Genomic DNA, 13,874 nt, shown 5'->3' with positions numbered 1-13,874 from the left:
GCTCCAAGTTCCCGAACAAGGACACCGCTCGACCAGACACCGGGCCCGCGGACGACCACTCAGAAGTCAGGGATCACCACGTGTCCCGGTCGGACGTTCGGCCCGCCCGCGGACCCACTCAAAGGCTAAATGTCGGTGGCTGTCCGTAGATTGCTTCTGTCGGCAACGGCGCACCCATCTCGGAGGAACCATGTCACCGCACGCACCTACCCTGGACGAGGTCCGCGAGGTGCGTGCACGCCTGGGCGTCACTCCCACCGATGGACTCGAGGAGACCCTGGCCGAGCTGGGTGAGCTCGAGGGGCTCAAGCACGCGGTCGAAGCCCGACAGACAGCACTGGCAGCCCACGTCGATCGCCTGATGCGAGCCCGCGCCGCCGAGCGCGGTGAGCCCGAGTCACGCCAGGGCCGTGGCGTCGGGGAGGCCGTCGCCGCCGCTCGACGGATCTCTCCGTGGCAGGGTCGCGTCGTACTGGCGATGGCCAAGCACCTCGATCGGATGCCTGCCACGATGGACAGGTTCCGCGCCGGGGACCTCTCGGAGTACAAGGCCCTCACCCTCACCCGTGAGGCGGCGGTCCTCGAGCCCCACGACACGACGGCCTTCGACCAGCAGATCGCAGGGCTCCCGGGCCTGGCCGAGATGGGCCATCGCAAGCTCGCACACCGAGCGCAGACGATCGCCCTGAGGTTGGATGAGGACGCAGCCGTACGCCGACGCCAGCAGGCCCTCGAAGACCGGCACGTGACGGTTCGCCCGACCGACCGCGGTGACGGCATGGCGTGGCTGACCGCACTCCTGCCCGTCGAGCAGGCCTACGCGATCAAGGATGCCCTCGGCCAGGCAGCCGACGTGGTGCTCGCCGCGGGTGCCGCCACCTCACGCGGGCAGGTGATGGCCGACACGCTCGTCATCCGCATCACCGAGGACAACGACGACCTGGGCATCCGGGAGCCGAGCCACCCGGTCACCCTCAACCTGATCATGACCGACACCGCCCTGCTCGATCTCGACAACGAGCCGGCGATCCTCAGCGGTCACGGCCCGCTTCCCTCCGCCACCGGCCGCCGCCTGATCCGGCTGGCCGAGAACGCCCGTCAACGAGTGACGCTCCGCCGGCTGTACACCCATCCGACCACCGGCGAGCTGGTCACGATGGAGTCCAGGTCCAGACGCTTCCCGAAGGCGCTGAGTGAGTTCATCAGACACCGGGACCAGCTGTGTCGGACACCGGGCTGCGGAGCGCGGATCGCCCACATCGACCATCGACGAGACTGGGCCGACGGTGGCGAGACCACCGCAGCCAACGGCCAAGGACTCTGCGCCCAGTGCAACTGGGCGTACCAAGTGATCAGGAAGCCATCCACCAGTGCGCCTCCCCTGGGGCCGCGTCAGACGATGTTCCGTGGCATCCGGGTCGACTACTTCGCGGCCTGAGCGTGCCTTGGCGGCGGCGATACCGTGGGATGGATGCCCGACCCTGCCGCACGCGCCCTGGTCATCGCTCGATGATCACGAACGTGCTGCTCGCGCACCACTGGATCTCCCCCACCGCGCTGATCGTGCTGGTGCTGCTGGGGCCACCGCTGGGAGCCTGGCTCGCCCGTCGACCACGGCTGGCCGAGGTCCTGGCCCTCGTCGCGCTCGTCCCTGTCGGGATCGTGACGTTGGCGCCCGTCCGTCGCGAGCTCTACTGGCGCTGCGAGGTGGCCTGGACGTTCCCGAGCATCGACCGGGCCGAGTTGGCGGCCAACGTCGTACTCTTCGTGGCACCGATCCTGCTCGCCACGGTGGCCCTACGCCGACCGCTCCTCGCCTTCGCTTCCGGCTCGACTCTGTCCGCAGCGATCGAAGCCTTCCAGGCACTCGTGCCCGCCCTGGGTCGGTCGTGCTCGACCAACGACTGGATGACGAACACGATGGGTGCCGCTCTCGGCGCCGTACTGGGTGGGCTTGCGCTCCTGCTCGCCCGCCGCCGACGCGACCGCCCCAGTACCCCCGAGGATCACTTCATCCAGTGCGGGTGAGTCCGGCTGCCCTTGCACTTGTACCGACGCCCCTTGGCGTCGTAGCCCGACTTCCCGTACGACGCCCGCGGGCAGAACTGGCCTCCGCGGATGCACGACCCCGAGCTCGTCCGGGTGCACGAGTGCTTGGCGGTCACCACCGCTGCGTGCGTGGTCGTAGCGGCGTTCGTCGGCGCAGTCGCGACCGGCGCGACGAGGAGCGCGGAGGCGAAGACAAGGGCGGTCAGCATTTTCACCCAGCCGACGCTAAGCAAAGGAATCGGCCCTGTCCCGCGTTCGCGGGACAGGGCCGAGAATCCGTCGGCGTGGACTAGACCAGTCTCACCTGATCGGCACCGCTGTCACGATCAGGTTCTGCGTGTAGTGGAATCGTCCATTGCGCACGACCTTCCCTGTGCAGGAGATGACCACCAGCCGGTGCGCACCGGTGGTCGAGGCGAGGCTGGCCGGCAGCGTGCTGCTCCGTGACGTCCGGCGCACCGACGTCACCTTGAACCGGTAGACCGTGCCGCCGACGACGTAGCGCAGAATCTGTCCGCGCTTCGCCTTCTTGAGCGACCACAGCGCCCCGGGACTGTCGCGCCGGTCCGAGACGTGCCCGGCGAGGACCACGGTGCCGATCGCATCGTTGATCGCGGCGGAGCGGTCCACCCGACCGATCGTGGAGACCGCCCCCGGGACCTGCATCTGTCCGCCGGAGACCCCGACGTTCACCACCGAAGCGTCGACCCCGGCGGCCGGCATCACCAGGCGCGGCGTACTGCTGGAGCGTTCGACGATCGAGGCGACCGGGCCACTGAAGCCGGTGTCGACCTTCGTCAGCTCGTAGTGCTTCTTCCGGATCAGGGTGGTCTCCTGCGCGAGCCCGCATCCGTGGGTGGCGGCCTTGTTCGCGCTGTCGGCACTCGTCGACGCCACCCAGGTGTAGTACCCGGCTCGGGTCACGGTCACCCGCGGTGTCCGGACCCGGCCGTTGCGCGGGTCGAAGGCCACCGTGGCGAAGCGGTTCGCTGCGGTGCACGACCGCGCCGTCACCTTGCTGAGCGGCCCGTAGAGCACCGCGGTGCCGCGGGCACCGTGGCCGTCGACGAAGCCGGACAGCTCGATGGTGTCACTCAGCGCCGTTCCCGGCGTCGCCACCCGATGCGAGGCCGTGGTGATCAGCCGCGGCGACCCCGGCACCGTGGCCCGCTCGGCGACGGTGAAGCCGACGAGATCGGTCACCGGCGCGCCGGCGTCGATCCGGAACCGGGCGAACACCTGGCAGTCACTGTCGGCCTGGGCCCATTGGAGCTCTTCGGTCTGGACGGCCTGGGCCGATGCCTTGAGCCCGTAGCTCCCGGCGGCGGTCGGTGAGAGGCACAGCCCGATCGTGGTCGAGGTCGCCGGCGACGTCCCGTCGACGGTCAGGGTCGAACCGCTGAGCGTCGCCGAACCCGAGCAGACCGTCAGCGTGCCGCTGGCGGTACCGGTCGCGGTCAGTGTGATCGGCTGGTTGTACACGTTGGTGGTGAGCGAGATGGTCCGCGTCTGACCGACCCGGACCGGCGTACCGCTCGAGGCAAGGTTCAGGTCGACGACCGACCGGGCCGGGACCTTGGTCAGGATGGAGGCCTGCTCGGCGGCGGAGATGTTGGTCGTGCACAGCCCCGGGAAGTCGGCCTCGATGGTCGACTCGTCCGAGATGCACCAGACTAGGTACTGCAGCGCGTTGCGTGTGTCGTAGGTGCTCTGGTCGGCATGCGACGCGAAGCCGGTGTAGCTGAAGTCGTGGCCGTTGGTGATCAGCCAGGCGATCACGGCCTGCTGGTCGGCGGTGAGGCGGGCGTTGCCCGGCTTGTCGTTCATCTCGCCGACGTCGGTGGTGCCGTCCTGGAGCGTGCCGCCGGGGCCGATGTCGCCGCAGGCGTGCTTGTCGACGTCGGTGCAGAACATCCAGACCGACTTCGGGCTGTTGGTCGCAGCGTCGTAGTACACCCCGCACAGCGGCGGATACGTCGCGTCACCCCAGCCGGTGGTGTCGTACAGCGGGACGACGTTGCCCTTGTTGTACGACGTCAGCCGCGCCCCGAACACCTGGGTGAGGTCGGTGTACCCGTCGTGGTCGGCGGCCGGCACGTCGGCAGGATCCGAGGTCGTCGTACCGGAGCACAACGGAGCCGTGAAGGCTGTCGCTGCGACCGGTGGAGCGTCGCCGGCGTGGGCCGGCTCGGCCAGGACCAGGCCGGATCCGACCAGTCCCAGTAGACAGATCATGGTCGAGATCCACCGTCGGCGGACGTCCTTCACGAACAGCATCGCGGCCCCCTAGCAGCACGATGCGCCGGTCCCCGATGGACGGCGTCATGTGCCGGACTTACGAACGCAACGAGCGAACCCGCGATTCATGACGCCGCCGGAGGCAACTGGTCTAGAGCGCTTGCCCGCGCCCCTCGCGTCGCTCCTGGAGCCGCTCCTGCGCCTCGCCCAGGTAGTCCAGGCAGGGTGCCTGCGCTCCCGGATGCTTCTCAACCAGGTGGAAGATCCAGCGGTCCATCGCCGCCATGAAGCCGTTGTCCTCACCGGACCTGTAGGTCCCCCAGGCGCGATCGCCCTTACTGACGCACTCGGTGCAGGTGATCTTGTAGAGGAACGAGTCGTCGCTCCCCAGATCGATCCGTGCCCGGGCCAGCGGCCCGGCCTGCGCCGCCGCCTTCTTCTCCCGTGCCGTCTTGCTCGCCACCATGACGCATCCCGCCTTCCGTCGACTCTCCAGCCTACGGACCCCGGCGACGGCGCCTTCAGCCCCCTCTTGGTAGCGCGAGCGACACTCCGAGGAGGACCGCGATCCACGAATGAACCTTTCCCCGCCCGACCTCGTGTCAGGGGTGGAGGTGACGATGGGCGACGCCGAGACGCTGGCGGCACTGCAACGCGACCATGCGGCCGCGCTGTGGGGGTACGTCGTGCGCCTCACCGGCGATCGCTCCCGCGCCGAGGACATCGTGCAGGAGACGATGGTGCGGGCCTGGCGGCATCGGCTGGTCGACGGGGAGGGCGGTTCGGCGCGGGCCTGGCTCTTCACCGTGGCGCGCCATCTGGTCACCGACGAGGCCCGCTCGGCGCGCGCCCGCCACGAGAGTCTGACCTCCGAGGACGGTACGCCGACCCCGGACGCTACCGCCGACGCCGCCGAGCACCTGGTCGACGCGATGGTGATCAGCGACGCACTGCTCACCCTGACCGACGAGCACCGCGGTGTCGTGATCCGGGCGTACTACCAACGGCTCTCGGTCGCCGAGATCGCCGCCGAGCTCGGTCTCGCGCCCGGGACCGTGAAGTCCCGGCTGCACTACGGGCTCCGCAACCTGCGCCTGGCACTGGAGGAACGAGGAGTGACCCCATGACCGACCGTTACACCGACTCCGACGGCGCCTACGTCCTCGGCGCTCTGGACGCCGCCGAACGCGCCGAGTTCGAGGCGCACCTGGCGACCTGCCGGGAGTGCTCCGCCGCTGTCGCGGAGCTCGTCGACCTTCCGGGGGCGCTGAGCCGGCTGGAGCCTGGTGAGGCACTCCCCCTCCTCACCAGTGCTCCGCCGGTGCCGCCTCGGCTGCGAGCGTTGGCCTCGGTGCTGCCGACCGCCGAGCAGCCGTCGGCACCCCCACCAGCGCCACCCCTCGGTACACCCCAGCCGCGGCGGCGCCGACCCCGGATCGGGACCGTGGTCCGTCTGGTCGCCGCCGCCCTCACCCTCGCTGCGGTGATCGCCGTCCTCGGGGTCACCACCCACCCCGGCACGCCCCCGAGCCGGACCCCGGACCGCACCGTGGCCTTGGTCTCAGCCACGACGCAGCCGGCCCCGCCCGTGATGGCCCAGGCCGGACTCACCCGGACGAAGGGGGGCACACGGGTCGATCTGATCTGCTTCTACGCCACCGGGTATGGCGCCACCGCGGCGTACCGCCTCGTGCTGCTCGACTCCCAGGGCCGACGGTTCCAGGTCTCCCAGTGGCAGGCGAAGCCGGGCGACCGGACCTGGACGTCGGGGGCGACACGGCTGCGGGTCGACCAGATCAGCCAGGTGGACCTGGAGTCGATCGACGGCACGGTGCTGCTCTCCACCGCGCTGCGAGACCGATGAACCGTTCGGGGCCCGGCCTCGTGTCACCGGTGTCCACTCGTCCCGCCGTTCCTTCGGAGGTCACCATGTTCCTCGCTGTATCCCGCCTGCGGAGCACCCTCGCTCTCGGCACCACCGCACTGGCCTGCCTCGGCACCCTAGCCGCCTGCGGCTCGGCCAGCTCGACGTCGACGACCACCACGACCAGCTCGCCCACCATGTCGAGCACCCCGACCGCCTCGGCCACGCCGACCGGGTCGGCACCGTCGAGCTCGACCTCCACGACCACGACCAGCGCGCTGCTGACGGTCGCGACGACCGGTATCGGCAGGATCGTCACCACCGGGAGCGGCATGACGGTCTACCGCTACACCAAGGACACCAAGGGCGCCTCGCACAGCGCCTGCACCGGCACCTGTGCCACGACGTGGCCCGCCGTCACCGTGGCCGGCACCTTGCCGACGAAGATCAAGGGCATCCACGGCACCCTGGCCACGATCACCGGAGCCGACGGCGCCAAGCAACTCACCCTCAACGGCTGGCCGCTCTACACCTACTCCGGGGACAAGGCAGCCGGCGACACCGCAGGCCAGGGCCTGGACTCGATCTGGTGGGCGATCACCTCGCACGGCAAGAAGGTCACCCGGATGATCACCCCGGCCGCCACCGCTACCCCGACCGCGACCGCCGCCCCGTCCTCGAGCAGCGCGAGCGGCTACTGACCTCCTGCTGGACCTGAGCTCACCACCCCTGAGCGAGGTCGGCGAGCACCTCGGCTGCGGCGACCTCGCGTGCCGAGCGCCACCCGGTGCCCGCCCACAGGTGCACCCGCTCGGCGTCCCCGGCGACCGCGGCAGCGGTGCGCAGCTCGCGGGTGAGGTGGTGCACCTCCGGGTAGCCCACCGGCGCGTGCGCGTCGTGCCGCTCCAGGAACCCGTTGACCAGTCCGCGGGCAGGACGACCGGTGAAGGCACGGGTCACTCGGGTGTCGGTGAAGCGCGGGTCGGCCAGGGCACGGCGGTGCGTGGTCGAGGTGCCCGCCTCGGGAGTACGCATCAACAGCGTCCCGACCACGACGGCCTCGGCTCCGGCGGCGCGCAGTCGCGCGACGGCGGCGGGGCCATCGACGCCGCCCGCGGCCACGACCGGCAGCGTGACCGTGGCGCGCACCGCTGCCACGGTCTCCTCGGTCGGCCGGTCCGCGACGGTGGCGGTCGGGTCGAAGACGGCGCTGTGCCCACCAGCAGCGCTGCCCTGCACCAGGACGGCGTCGAGGCCGAGCGCCGCGGCGGCCTCCGCCTCCCCCACCGAGGTGACGGTGGCGGCCAACCGGCTCCCAGCCCGGCGCAGCCGGTCCGCATCGGCAGCCGGGGGCAGCCCGAAGGTGAAGGAGATCCACGGCACCGGCTCGCGGACCAGCAGCTCGATCTTGGCCGCCCAGGCGTCGTCCTCCCAGCGCGGCTCGACCGGCAGTGTGACGTCGACCGCGGCGGCCTCGTCGGCCAGCTCGCGGCGATACCCGTCGAAGGCCTCACGGGGCATCGCGGCGCTGCCCGGGACGAAGAGGTTGACCCCGGGCCGGTAGCCCTCGGCGTGCACGTCGCCCAGCTTGGCGCGCAGCGCCTCGGCGGAGAGGTACCCGGCCGGGACGAACGCGAACGCACCCGAGCCCATCGCGGCGGCGATCAGCTCGGGGGTGGTGACCCCACCGGCCATCGGCGCTGCGACCAGGGGCAGATCCACGTCGAAGAGGCTCATGGAACGAACCTACTCACCGGGGCACGGCGACCTCAACGGCTCAGGATCAGTCCGCTGGTCGGCACCCCGGTGCCGGCGGTGACCAGGACGTGGGCCGCGCCCTCGACCTGGTTGACCGAGGTCCCGCGGATCTGTCGGACCGCCTCGGCGACCCCGTTCATGCCGTGGATGTAGGCCTCGCCGAGCTGCCCGCCGTGGGTGTTGATCGGCAGCGTGCCGCCCAGCTCGATCGCACCGTCGGCGATGAACCCGGGCGCCTCCCCGCGACCGCAGAAGCCCAGCTCCTCCAGCTGCATCAGCACGTACGGCGTGAAGTGGTCGTAGAGCACGGCCGTGGCGATGTCGGCGGGGACCAGACCCGACTGCCGCCACAGGTCCCGCCCGACGACGCCCATCTCCGGGATGCCGATGTCGTCGCGGTAGTACGAGGTCATCACGAACTGGTCCGGGGCACTGCCCTGGGCTGCTGCGGTGATCAGCGCGGGCCGCTGCGGCAGGTCACGGGCCCGCTCCGGTGTGGTGATCACCAGGGCGACGGCTCCGTCGGACTCCTGGCAGCAGTCCAGCAGGTGCAGCGGCTCAGCGATCCAGCGCGAGGCCTGATGCTCCTCCAGGGTGATCGGCTTGCCGTAGAAGAACGCCTTCGGGTTGGTCGCGGCATGGCGTCGGTCGGCGACAGCGACCCGGCCGAAGTCCTCCGAGGTGGCTCCGTAGTCGTGCAGGTAGCGGCGCGCCTGCAGCGCGACGGTGGCTGCCGGGGTCGAGAGCCCGAGCGGGTAGGTCCAGGCGTTGTCCAGGCCGTTGGTGTTCGACTGGGTCGCGGCCCAGCCCTGCACCTGGCCGAACCGCTGCCCGGAGCGCTCGTTGAACCCGCGGTAGGCGACCACCACCTCGGCGACCCCGGTGGCGACCGCCATCGCGGCCTGCTGCACGGTGGCGCAGGCGGCCCCGCCGCCGTAGTTGATCCGGCTGAAGAACCGCAGGTCGCCCAGGCCGAGCTCGCGGGCCAGGGCGATCTCGGAGGAGTTGTCCATCGTGAACGTGACCAGGCCGTCGACGTCCTCGGGCCGCAGCCCGGCGTCGACCAGCGCACACCGGGTGGCCTCGACGGAGAGCTGCAGCTCCGAGCGCCCCGACTCCTTGGAGAACTCGGTGGCCCCGATCCCGACGATGGCCGCCTGACCACTCAACGACCGGGTCATCGAAGCGCCACCTTCACGGTGCCGAAGACGTGGGCGCCCAGCGAGACCGCGCCGGTGAGGGCGATGGTGGCGATCCCGTCCTCGATCGCGGCGACCGACCCGCTGAAGGTGAAGGTGTCGCCCGGGTAGGCCGGGGCGCCGAGCCGGATCGCGATCCCGCGGATCTCGACGTCGGTGCCGACCCAGTCGGTGACGTAGCGCTCGCACAGCGCGGTCGAGGTGAGGATGTTGACGAAGATGTCCTTGCTCCCCGCCGCGACGGCACGGTCGCGGTCGTGGTGCACGTCCTGGAAGTCACGGGTCGCCAGCGCGCCCGAGACCACCAGGGTCGGAGTGATCGGCAGCTCCCACACGGGCAGCTCGTCGCCTACCAGCAGCGTCCTCATGCGGTCCTCCTCCAGATCGGCAGGGTCAGGTCCTCGTCGATCCGGTTCCACTCCACGGCGACCCGGTCGCCGATGGCGAGGTCGGCCAGCTCCTCGGCCGAGCCGGTCAGCTCGGCCACCATCCGGACGCCCTCGTCCAGATCGACGACCGCGATCGTCAACGGCAGCACCTTGCCCGGCAGCGGTGGGGCATGGTGCACGGTGAACGAGAACACCGTCGCGGTGCCGGCAGCGACGACGTACTCGCGCTCGAAGGCACCACAGACGGGGCACGAGGGCCCCGGTGGATGACGCAGCAGCCCGCAGGCACCGCACCGCTGGATGCGCAGCTCCCCGACCTGGGTGCCCTCCCAGAAGAACGCGCTGTCGCGGTTGATCGCGGGCCGGACCGGGCCGCTCACAGCGCGCTCCCGCGGGGAGCGAACTTGAGCACCCGGAAGAGCATCGTGGCGACCACCTCGCTGGACCCGTCGGCCGCATCGACGTACCAGGTGTTGCGCGAGGTGACGAAGTAGCCGATCCCCATCCCGGTCGCCTTCGGTCCGACGACGGAGTCCAGCGCGGTGGTGACCCGGACCTGCTCCCCCACCCGCAGGTAGCGCAGGTACTCCTGCTCGCAGTTGGTGCCGAGCACGGCAGTGAAGCCGAGGTCGGTCAGCGAGCGCATCATCGAGTGCAGCGGGTCACGTTCGGAGGGCACGCCGCCGAGGCCGTACATCGTCCAGACCTGCGCCATCGAGGGCGGCGCCTCCCCGGCACGGAAGCGGTCGGAGTCGAGTCCGATCGCCTCGAGCCAGTCGTTGATCCGCGGCTGGTTCACCAGGTCGCGGGCGTGCCGCTCGGCGGCCTCGCCCCAGCCCTGGATCTCGGTGGCGCGGGCCGTCACCTGGTCGTGGATCGCCTCGGGCACGAGGTCGGACGGCGTGGTCGAGGTCATCGCGGCACCTTCGGTAGGCCCAGTCCGAACTGGGCGATCAGCTCTCGTTGCACCTCGTTGACGCCGCCTCCGAAGGTGAGCACGAGGTTCCGCTTGGCGGTGGCGTCGAGGAGGCGGTGCAGCCAGGCCGTGTCGGGGTCGGCCAGATCGCCGTACGTCGACACGATCCCCATCAGCTCCAGGCCGAGCCTCTGCACCTCGACCGAGGCGAACACCTTGCAGGCCGAGGCGTCAGCGACAGCGGCGGCTCCAGTGGCCGGTCGGGCCGCGACCTGCCAGTTGAGCAGCTCGTTGACCCGGAACGCCGCGGTGGTGCGGGCCAGCACGTCACGCACCTCGGGCACGCTCAGCAGACCACGCGGCTCGGCCCACGCGGTGACCAGGTCGCGCAGCCCCTCCAGCCGGCCGGCGGGCCCGAGCATGACGCGTTCGTGGTTGAGCTGGGTGGTGATCAGCCGCCAGCCGCCGCCCTCCTCGCCGACCATCATGTCGGCGGGCACGCGGACGTCGTTGAAGTAGGTCGCGTTGACATGGTGCGAGCCGTCGACGGTGCGGATCGGGGTCCAGGAGAACCCCGGGTCGCGGGTGTCGACGATGAAGATCGAGATGCCCTGGTGCTTGGGCGCCTCGGGGTCGGTACGGGCCGCGAGCCAGATGTAGTCCGCGGCGTGACCGCCGGTGGTCCACATCTTCTGGCCGTTGATCACCCAGTCACCGGTGGCGGGATCACGCCGAGCGGTGGTGCGCAGCGAGGCCAGGTCGGTGCCGGCGTCGGGCTCGGAGTAGCCGATCGCGAAGTGCACGTCGCCGGTCAGGATCCGCGGCAGGAACAGCTCCTTCTGCGCCTCGGTGCCGAACGTCTGCAGGGTAGGTCCGACGGTCTGCAGGGTGACCGAGGGCAGGTGCACGTCGGCCCGCGCCGCCTCGTTGGCGAACGCCTGCTGGTGCAGGCCGTCGAGCCCCTTGCCGCCGTACGTCGTGGGCCAGCCGACCCCGAGGTAGCCGTCGGCGCCCATCTGCTTGATCAGTCGGTGATAGGCGTCGCCGTGCCGGTCGACGAGGAGCTCCTCGCGGTCGGCCCGGGTGGCCAGCGAGCCGAAGTAGTCGCGCACCTGGGACTTGAAGGCACGCTGGGCGTCGTCGAGCTCGGCGTTCTTGCCGTAGGTCTCGGTGATCGGCGCCATCGTGAGGGTGGTGAGGGTGCCGCCCAGGCGCCGACTGAGGTCGAACCCGGTCGCGGTGAAGTGCGCCAGCGGGTAGGTCTCGTCGACCCCCATCCCGCCGTGCAGGTGGTGGCAGGTCTGCAGCGCCGCGGGCAGCCGGTCGGTCAGCCACAGCGCCGCCACACCCAGGTCGTCGTCGGCGGGCTGGCCCGACGCGAGCCGGCGCACCGCCTCGGCCGCGACCAGGGTCATCGCCCGTGAGGCCACGTAGACGTCGGCGATCTGCTGCGCGACGGCCTGGAACTCGGCCAGCCTCCGCCCGAACTGGGACCGCTCGGCGATGAAGCCGGCGGTCAGCTCCAGGGCCCCGGCGAGCAGGCCGGCACCCTGGCCGACGAGGCCGGCGACGACGTGTCGGCGCAGCAGGTCGGCGGCTCCGGCCTCGGTCAGGACCGCCAGCGGGCGAACCCCGTCGAGCACGTACGTCGCCTCCGCGGCGACCGCCTCGGTGCCGAGGTAGGTGCTCAACGAGGTCGCGGTCGGCACCGCGGTGACGCCGTCCGCGTCGGAGGCCACGACGGCGACGACGCTGGCGCCGTCGTGGCTGAGGGCGGTGACGAGCAGCACCGCTGGTGCCCCGACCCCGAGGGCGACGGCGACCTTGCGGCCGCGCAGCAGCCCCTCGGCGTCGAGCCGGGTGGCCGGACGCTCGGTCAGCGGGGCGGCCGGCTCGCTGATCGCCGCCACGACGGCCCGCTCCCCGGCGAGGACGCCCGGGACGACGGCGTCGAGCACGCGCGCGGGGGCGAGGTCGAGCAGCGGCACCAGGCCGCCGACGAGCACGTCGGCGAAGGGCAGCGGCGAGGAGCGCCGGGCGCCCTCGGAGACGAGCACCGCCGCGCCGGCCAGACCGAGTCCCTCGCCGCCGTACGCCTCGGGGGCGACGAGCGCGAGCAGTCCTGCCTGCGCAGCGGCGCGCCAGCCGTCCTCGACCCGCGTCGGGGCGCGGTCCAGCACGTCGCAGAGCACTCCGGCGATCTCGCCGGTCAGCTCCTCATCCAGCATCCCAACACCTCACGTCACACCATGATTTCTAGAACATGTTCTACTCTAGCCGAGTGATGCTGCCCCTCGCACCCCACACGCTGCGCCAGCTCGCCCTCGGAACCGTGACCGGCATCGTGCTGCGCCCCCTGGACGGGCCCCGGACCGCGATCGGCTCGTTCGCGATCGGGTGGCTGGCCGGGGACTTCGCCCCGCAGCTGCTGGCCGCCTCCCTGACCGACACCGCCCTCGCCGTACGCCGTCACCGCGCGACCCCGCTCGGGCTCGCGCTCACCGCCGCGACCACCGTCGGCCTCGGGGTGGCGATCGGCTCCGCCTGGCGCTCCCGGATCACGCTGGCCGAGGCAGCCCACACCTCACCGCTGCCCCGGCCGCCGCTGCGCCGCCTACTGCGGCCGCTGCACTTCCGGGACACCGCGGTCAGGGTCGACCGGAATCTCCCCTACGGTCCCTACGGCGGCCGCAACAGGCTGGACCTCTACCGGCCAGCCGACCGCGACGGGGACGGCGCTCCGGTCCTGGTCCAGATCCACGGCGGCGGCTGGACGATCGGGAGCAAGGAGCAGCAGGGCCGCCTGCTGATGAACGCGATGGCGGCCCAGGGCTGGGTCTGTGTGGCGATCAACTACCGGCTCGCCCCGCGGAGCCGCTGGCCCGCGCACCTCGACGACGTCCGTGCCGCCCTGGGCTGGGTGCAGCGCGAGATCAGGTCCTACGGCGGCGACCCGGGTCACGTCGTGCTCACCGGCGGCTCAGCAGGCGGGCACCTGGCCGCCCTGGCCGCACTGACGGCGGCGCCGGGGTCGATCGCCGCCTGCGTGCCGTTCTACGGCGTCTACGACCTGCTCGGCGAGGACCAGGACGTCTTCACCCTCGGGATGCGTGAGTCGCTGCTGGCGCCCCGGATCTTCGCCCCTGACGCCGTCGACGAGGACTACCGGGTGGCCTCGCCGCTGCATCAGGTGCACCCCGACGCACCTGACTTCCTCGTGCTGCACGGCCGTCTGGACACCCTGGTCTCGGTGCGTCAGGCGCGCGCCTTCGTGGCGCGGCTGCGGGCGGTCTCGCGGGGCCGGGTGGACTACGCCGAGCTGGCACTGACCCAGCACGCCTTCGACGTGGTCGGGTCGGTGCGCGCTCACCACGCCGTCGCCGCAGTGAGCCGGTGGCTGGTGCGCCACCATGCCGAGCGCACCAGCCCATCCCTCCCCTGAGCCCCTGGGAGTCAGGGGC

15 protein-coding genes are annotated in these 13,874 nt (G+C 71.4%); 6 read left to right on the top strand and 9 right to left on the bottom strand.

Annotation, left to right across the window (positions count from 1 at the left end; translation table 11 throughout):
- Window positions 1–190: 190 nt before the first annotated feature.
- Window positions 191–1,438, top strand: coding sequence for an HNH endonuclease signature motif containing protein (locus Q1V88_RS05410; RefSeq protein WP_300678969.1), 1,248 nt, complete (start codon window positions 191–193; stop codon window positions 1,436–1,438).
- Between the two features lie 71 nt (window positions 1,439–1,509).
- Window positions 1,510–2,028, top strand: coding sequence for a VanZ family protein (locus Q1V88_RS05405; protein ID WP_300678966.1), 519 nt, complete (start codon window positions 1,510–1,512; stop codon window positions 2,026–2,028).
- Here the strand turns inward: Q1V88_RS05405 and Q1V88_RS05400 are convergent.
- From Q1V88_RS05400 to Q1V88_RS05390, 3 genes are all read right to left on the bottom strand, one after another.
- Window positions 2,007–2,258 carry a hypothetical protein gene (locus Q1V88_RS05400; RefSeq protein ID WP_300678963.1) on the bottom strand — a complete coding sequence of 84 codons (252 nt, stop codon included), beginning with the start codon at window positions 2,256–2,258 and terminating at the stop codon, window positions 2,007–2,009. The two genes, Q1V88_RS05405 and Q1V88_RS05400, sit on opposite strands and share 22 nt — an antisense overlap.
- 91 nt (window positions 2,259–2,349) lie before the next feature.
- Entirely contained in the window at window positions 2,350–4,326 is a 1,977-nt protein-coding gene (locus Q1V88_RS05395; RefSeq protein WP_300678961.1) for a class F sortase, read from the bottom strand.
- Between the two features lie 112 nt (window positions 4,327–4,438).
- Complete coding sequence (locus tag Q1V88_RS05390) at window positions 4,439–4,753, bottom strand: hypothetical protein (RefSeq protein ID WP_300678958.1); 315 nt, start codon at window positions 4,751–4,753, stop codon at window positions 4,439–4,441.
- 109 nt (window positions 4,754–4,862) lie between these two features.
- Here Q1V88_RS05390 and Q1V88_RS05385 point away from each other — a divergent pair, with 109 nt between their 5' ends.
- The 3 genes from Q1V88_RS05385 (at window position 4,863) to Q1V88_RS05375 (ending at window position 6,852) form a co-directional block, all read left to right on the top strand.
- Window positions 4,863–5,414, top strand: coding sequence for a sigma-70 family RNA polymerase sigma factor (locus Q1V88_RS05385; protein WP_300678955.1), 552 nt, complete (start codon window positions 4,863–4,865; stop codon window positions 5,412–5,414).
- Entirely contained in the window at window positions 5,411–6,151 is a 741-nt protein-coding gene (locus Q1V88_RS05380; RefSeq protein WP_300678953.1) for a zf-HC2 domain-containing protein, read from the top strand. The genes Q1V88_RS05385 and Q1V88_RS05380 overlap by 4 nt, the downstream gene beginning before the upstream one ends.
- Window positions 6,152–6,216: 65 nt before the next feature.
- Complete coding sequence (locus Q1V88_RS05375) at window positions 6,217–6,852, top strand: hypothetical protein (RefSeq protein ID WP_300678951.1); 636 nt, start codon at window positions 6,217–6,219, stop codon at window positions 6,850–6,852.
- A gap of 19 nt (window positions 6,853–6,871) precedes the next feature.
- Here the strand turns inward: Q1V88_RS05375 and Q1V88_RS05370 are convergent, their stop codons facing one another.
- Genes Q1V88_RS05370 through Q1V88_RS05345 form a run of 6 tightly spaced genes read right to left on the bottom strand, consistent with a single transcriptional unit; the run spans window position 6,872 to window position 12,641 of the window.
- Window positions 6,872–7,888, bottom strand: a complete 1,017-nt coding sequence (locus tag Q1V88_RS05370; protein WP_300678946.1) for a nitronate monooxygenase — start codon at window positions 7,886–7,888, stop codon at window positions 6,872–6,874.
- Window positions 7,889–7,920: 32 nt separating this feature from the next.
- On the bottom strand, window positions 7,921–9,090 hold the full coding sequence (locus tag Q1V88_RS05365) for a lipid-transfer protein (protein ID WP_300678943.1): 1,170 nt from the start codon (window positions 9,088–9,090) through the stop codon (window positions 7,921–7,923).
- The gene (locus Q1V88_RS05360; RefSeq protein WP_300678941.1) at window positions 9,087–9,476 is read right to left on the bottom strand and encodes a MaoC family dehydratase; all 390 of its coding nucleotides are present in this window, start codon (window positions 9,474–9,476) and stop codon (window positions 9,087–9,089) included. Before Q1V88_RS05360 ends, Q1V88_RS05365 begins: the two co-directional genes overlap by 4 nt.
- Window positions 9,473–9,877 (bottom strand): OB-fold domain-containing protein, encoded by a 405-nt coding sequence (locus Q1V88_RS05355; protein ID WP_300678938.1) that lies wholly within the window; start codon window positions 9,875–9,877, stop codon window positions 9,473–9,475. The genes Q1V88_RS05360 and Q1V88_RS05355 overlap by 4 nt, the downstream gene beginning before the upstream one ends.
- A complete protein-coding gene (locus tag Q1V88_RS05350) occupies window positions 9,874–10,413 on the bottom strand; it encodes a MaoC family dehydratase N-terminal domain-containing protein (protein WP_300678935.1) in 540 nt (179 codons plus the stop codon). Before Q1V88_RS05350 ends, Q1V88_RS05355 begins: the two co-directional genes overlap by 4 nt.
- Complete coding sequence (locus tag Q1V88_RS05345; protein WP_300678932.1) at window positions 10,410–12,641, bottom strand: acyl-CoA dehydrogenase; 2,232 nt, start codon at window positions 12,639–12,641, stop codon at window positions 10,410–10,412. Before Q1V88_RS05345 ends, Q1V88_RS05350 begins: the two co-directional genes overlap by 4 nt.
- Before the next feature lie 56 nt (window positions 12,642–12,697).
- Here Q1V88_RS05345 and Q1V88_RS05340 point away from each other — a divergent pair, with 56 nt between their 5' ends.
- Complete coding sequence (locus Q1V88_RS05340; RefSeq protein ID WP_300678977.1) at window positions 12,698–13,855, top strand: alpha/beta hydrolase; 1,158 nt, start codon at window positions 12,698–12,700, stop codon at window positions 13,853–13,855.
- Window positions 13,856–13,874 lie beyond the last annotated feature (19 nt).

This window comes from Nocardioides sp. (assembly GCF_030150155.1).
Classification (GTDB): domain Bacteria; phylum Actinomycetota; class Actinomycetes; order Propionibacteriales; family Nocardioidaceae; genus Nocardioides.
This window is presented reverse-complemented; position numbering and strand designations above follow the sequence as displayed.

What these genes read in the sequence shown, in the direction of transcription:
- Q1V88_RS05365 (WP_300678943.1), bottom strand. Translation starts at nt 9,090, where the DNA reads ATGACCCGGTCGTTGAGTGGTCAGGCGGCCATCGTCGGGATCGGGGCC.
- Q1V88_RS05395 (WP_300678961.1), bottom strand. Translation starts at nt 4,326, where the DNA reads ATGCTGTTCGTGAAGGACGTCCGCCGACGGTGGATCTCGACCATGATC.
- Q1V88_RS05360 (WP_300678941.1), bottom strand. Translation starts at nt 9,476, where the DNA reads ATGAGGACGCTGCTGGTAGGCGACGAGCTGCCCGTGTGGGAGCTGCCG.
- Q1V88_RS05400 (WP_300678963.1), bottom strand. Translation starts at nt 2,258, where the DNA reads ATGCTGACCGCCCTTGTCTTCGCCTCCGCGCTCCTCGTCGCGCCGGTC.
- Q1V88_RS05370 (WP_300678946.1), bottom strand. Translation starts at nt 7,888, where the DNA reads ATGAGCCTCTTCGACGTGGATCTGCCCCTGGTCGCAGCGCCGATGGCC.
- Q1V88_RS05350 (WP_300678935.1), bottom strand. Translation starts at nt 10,413, where the DNA reads ATGACCTCGACCACGCCGTCCGACCTCGTGCCCGAGGCGATCCACGAC.
- Q1V88_RS05340 (WP_300678977.1), top strand. Translation starts at nt 12,698, where the DNA reads ATGCTGCCCCTCGCACCCCACACGCTGCGCCAGCTCGCCCTCGGAACC.
- Q1V88_RS05385 (WP_300678955.1), top strand. Translation starts at nt 4,863, where the DNA reads ATGAACCTTTCCCCGCCCGACCTCGTGTCAGGGGTGGAGGTGACGATG.
- Q1V88_RS05345 (WP_300678932.1), bottom strand. Translation starts at nt 12,641, where the DNA reads ATGCTGGATGAGGAGCTGACCGGCGAGATCGCCGGAGTGCTCTGCGAC.
- Q1V88_RS05410 (WP_300678969.1), top strand. Translation starts at nt 191, where the DNA reads ATGTCACCGCACGCACCTACCCTGGACGAGGTCCGCGAGGTGCGTGCA.
- Q1V88_RS05375 (WP_300678951.1), top strand. Translation starts at nt 6,217, where the DNA reads ATGTTCCTCGCTGTATCCCGCCTGCGGAGCACCCTCGCTCTCGGCACC.
- Q1V88_RS05405 (WP_300678966.1), top strand. Translation starts at nt 1,510, where the DNA reads ATGATCACGAACGTGCTGCTCGCGCACCACTGGATCTCCCCCACCGCG.
- Q1V88_RS05390 (WP_300678958.1), bottom strand. Translation starts at nt 4,753, where the DNA reads ATGGTGGCGAGCAAGACGGCACGGGAGAAGAAGGCGGCGGCGCAGGCC.
- Q1V88_RS05380 (WP_300678953.1), top strand. Translation starts at nt 5,411, where the DNA reads ATGACCGACCGTTACACCGACTCCGACGGCGCCTACGTCCTCGGCGCT.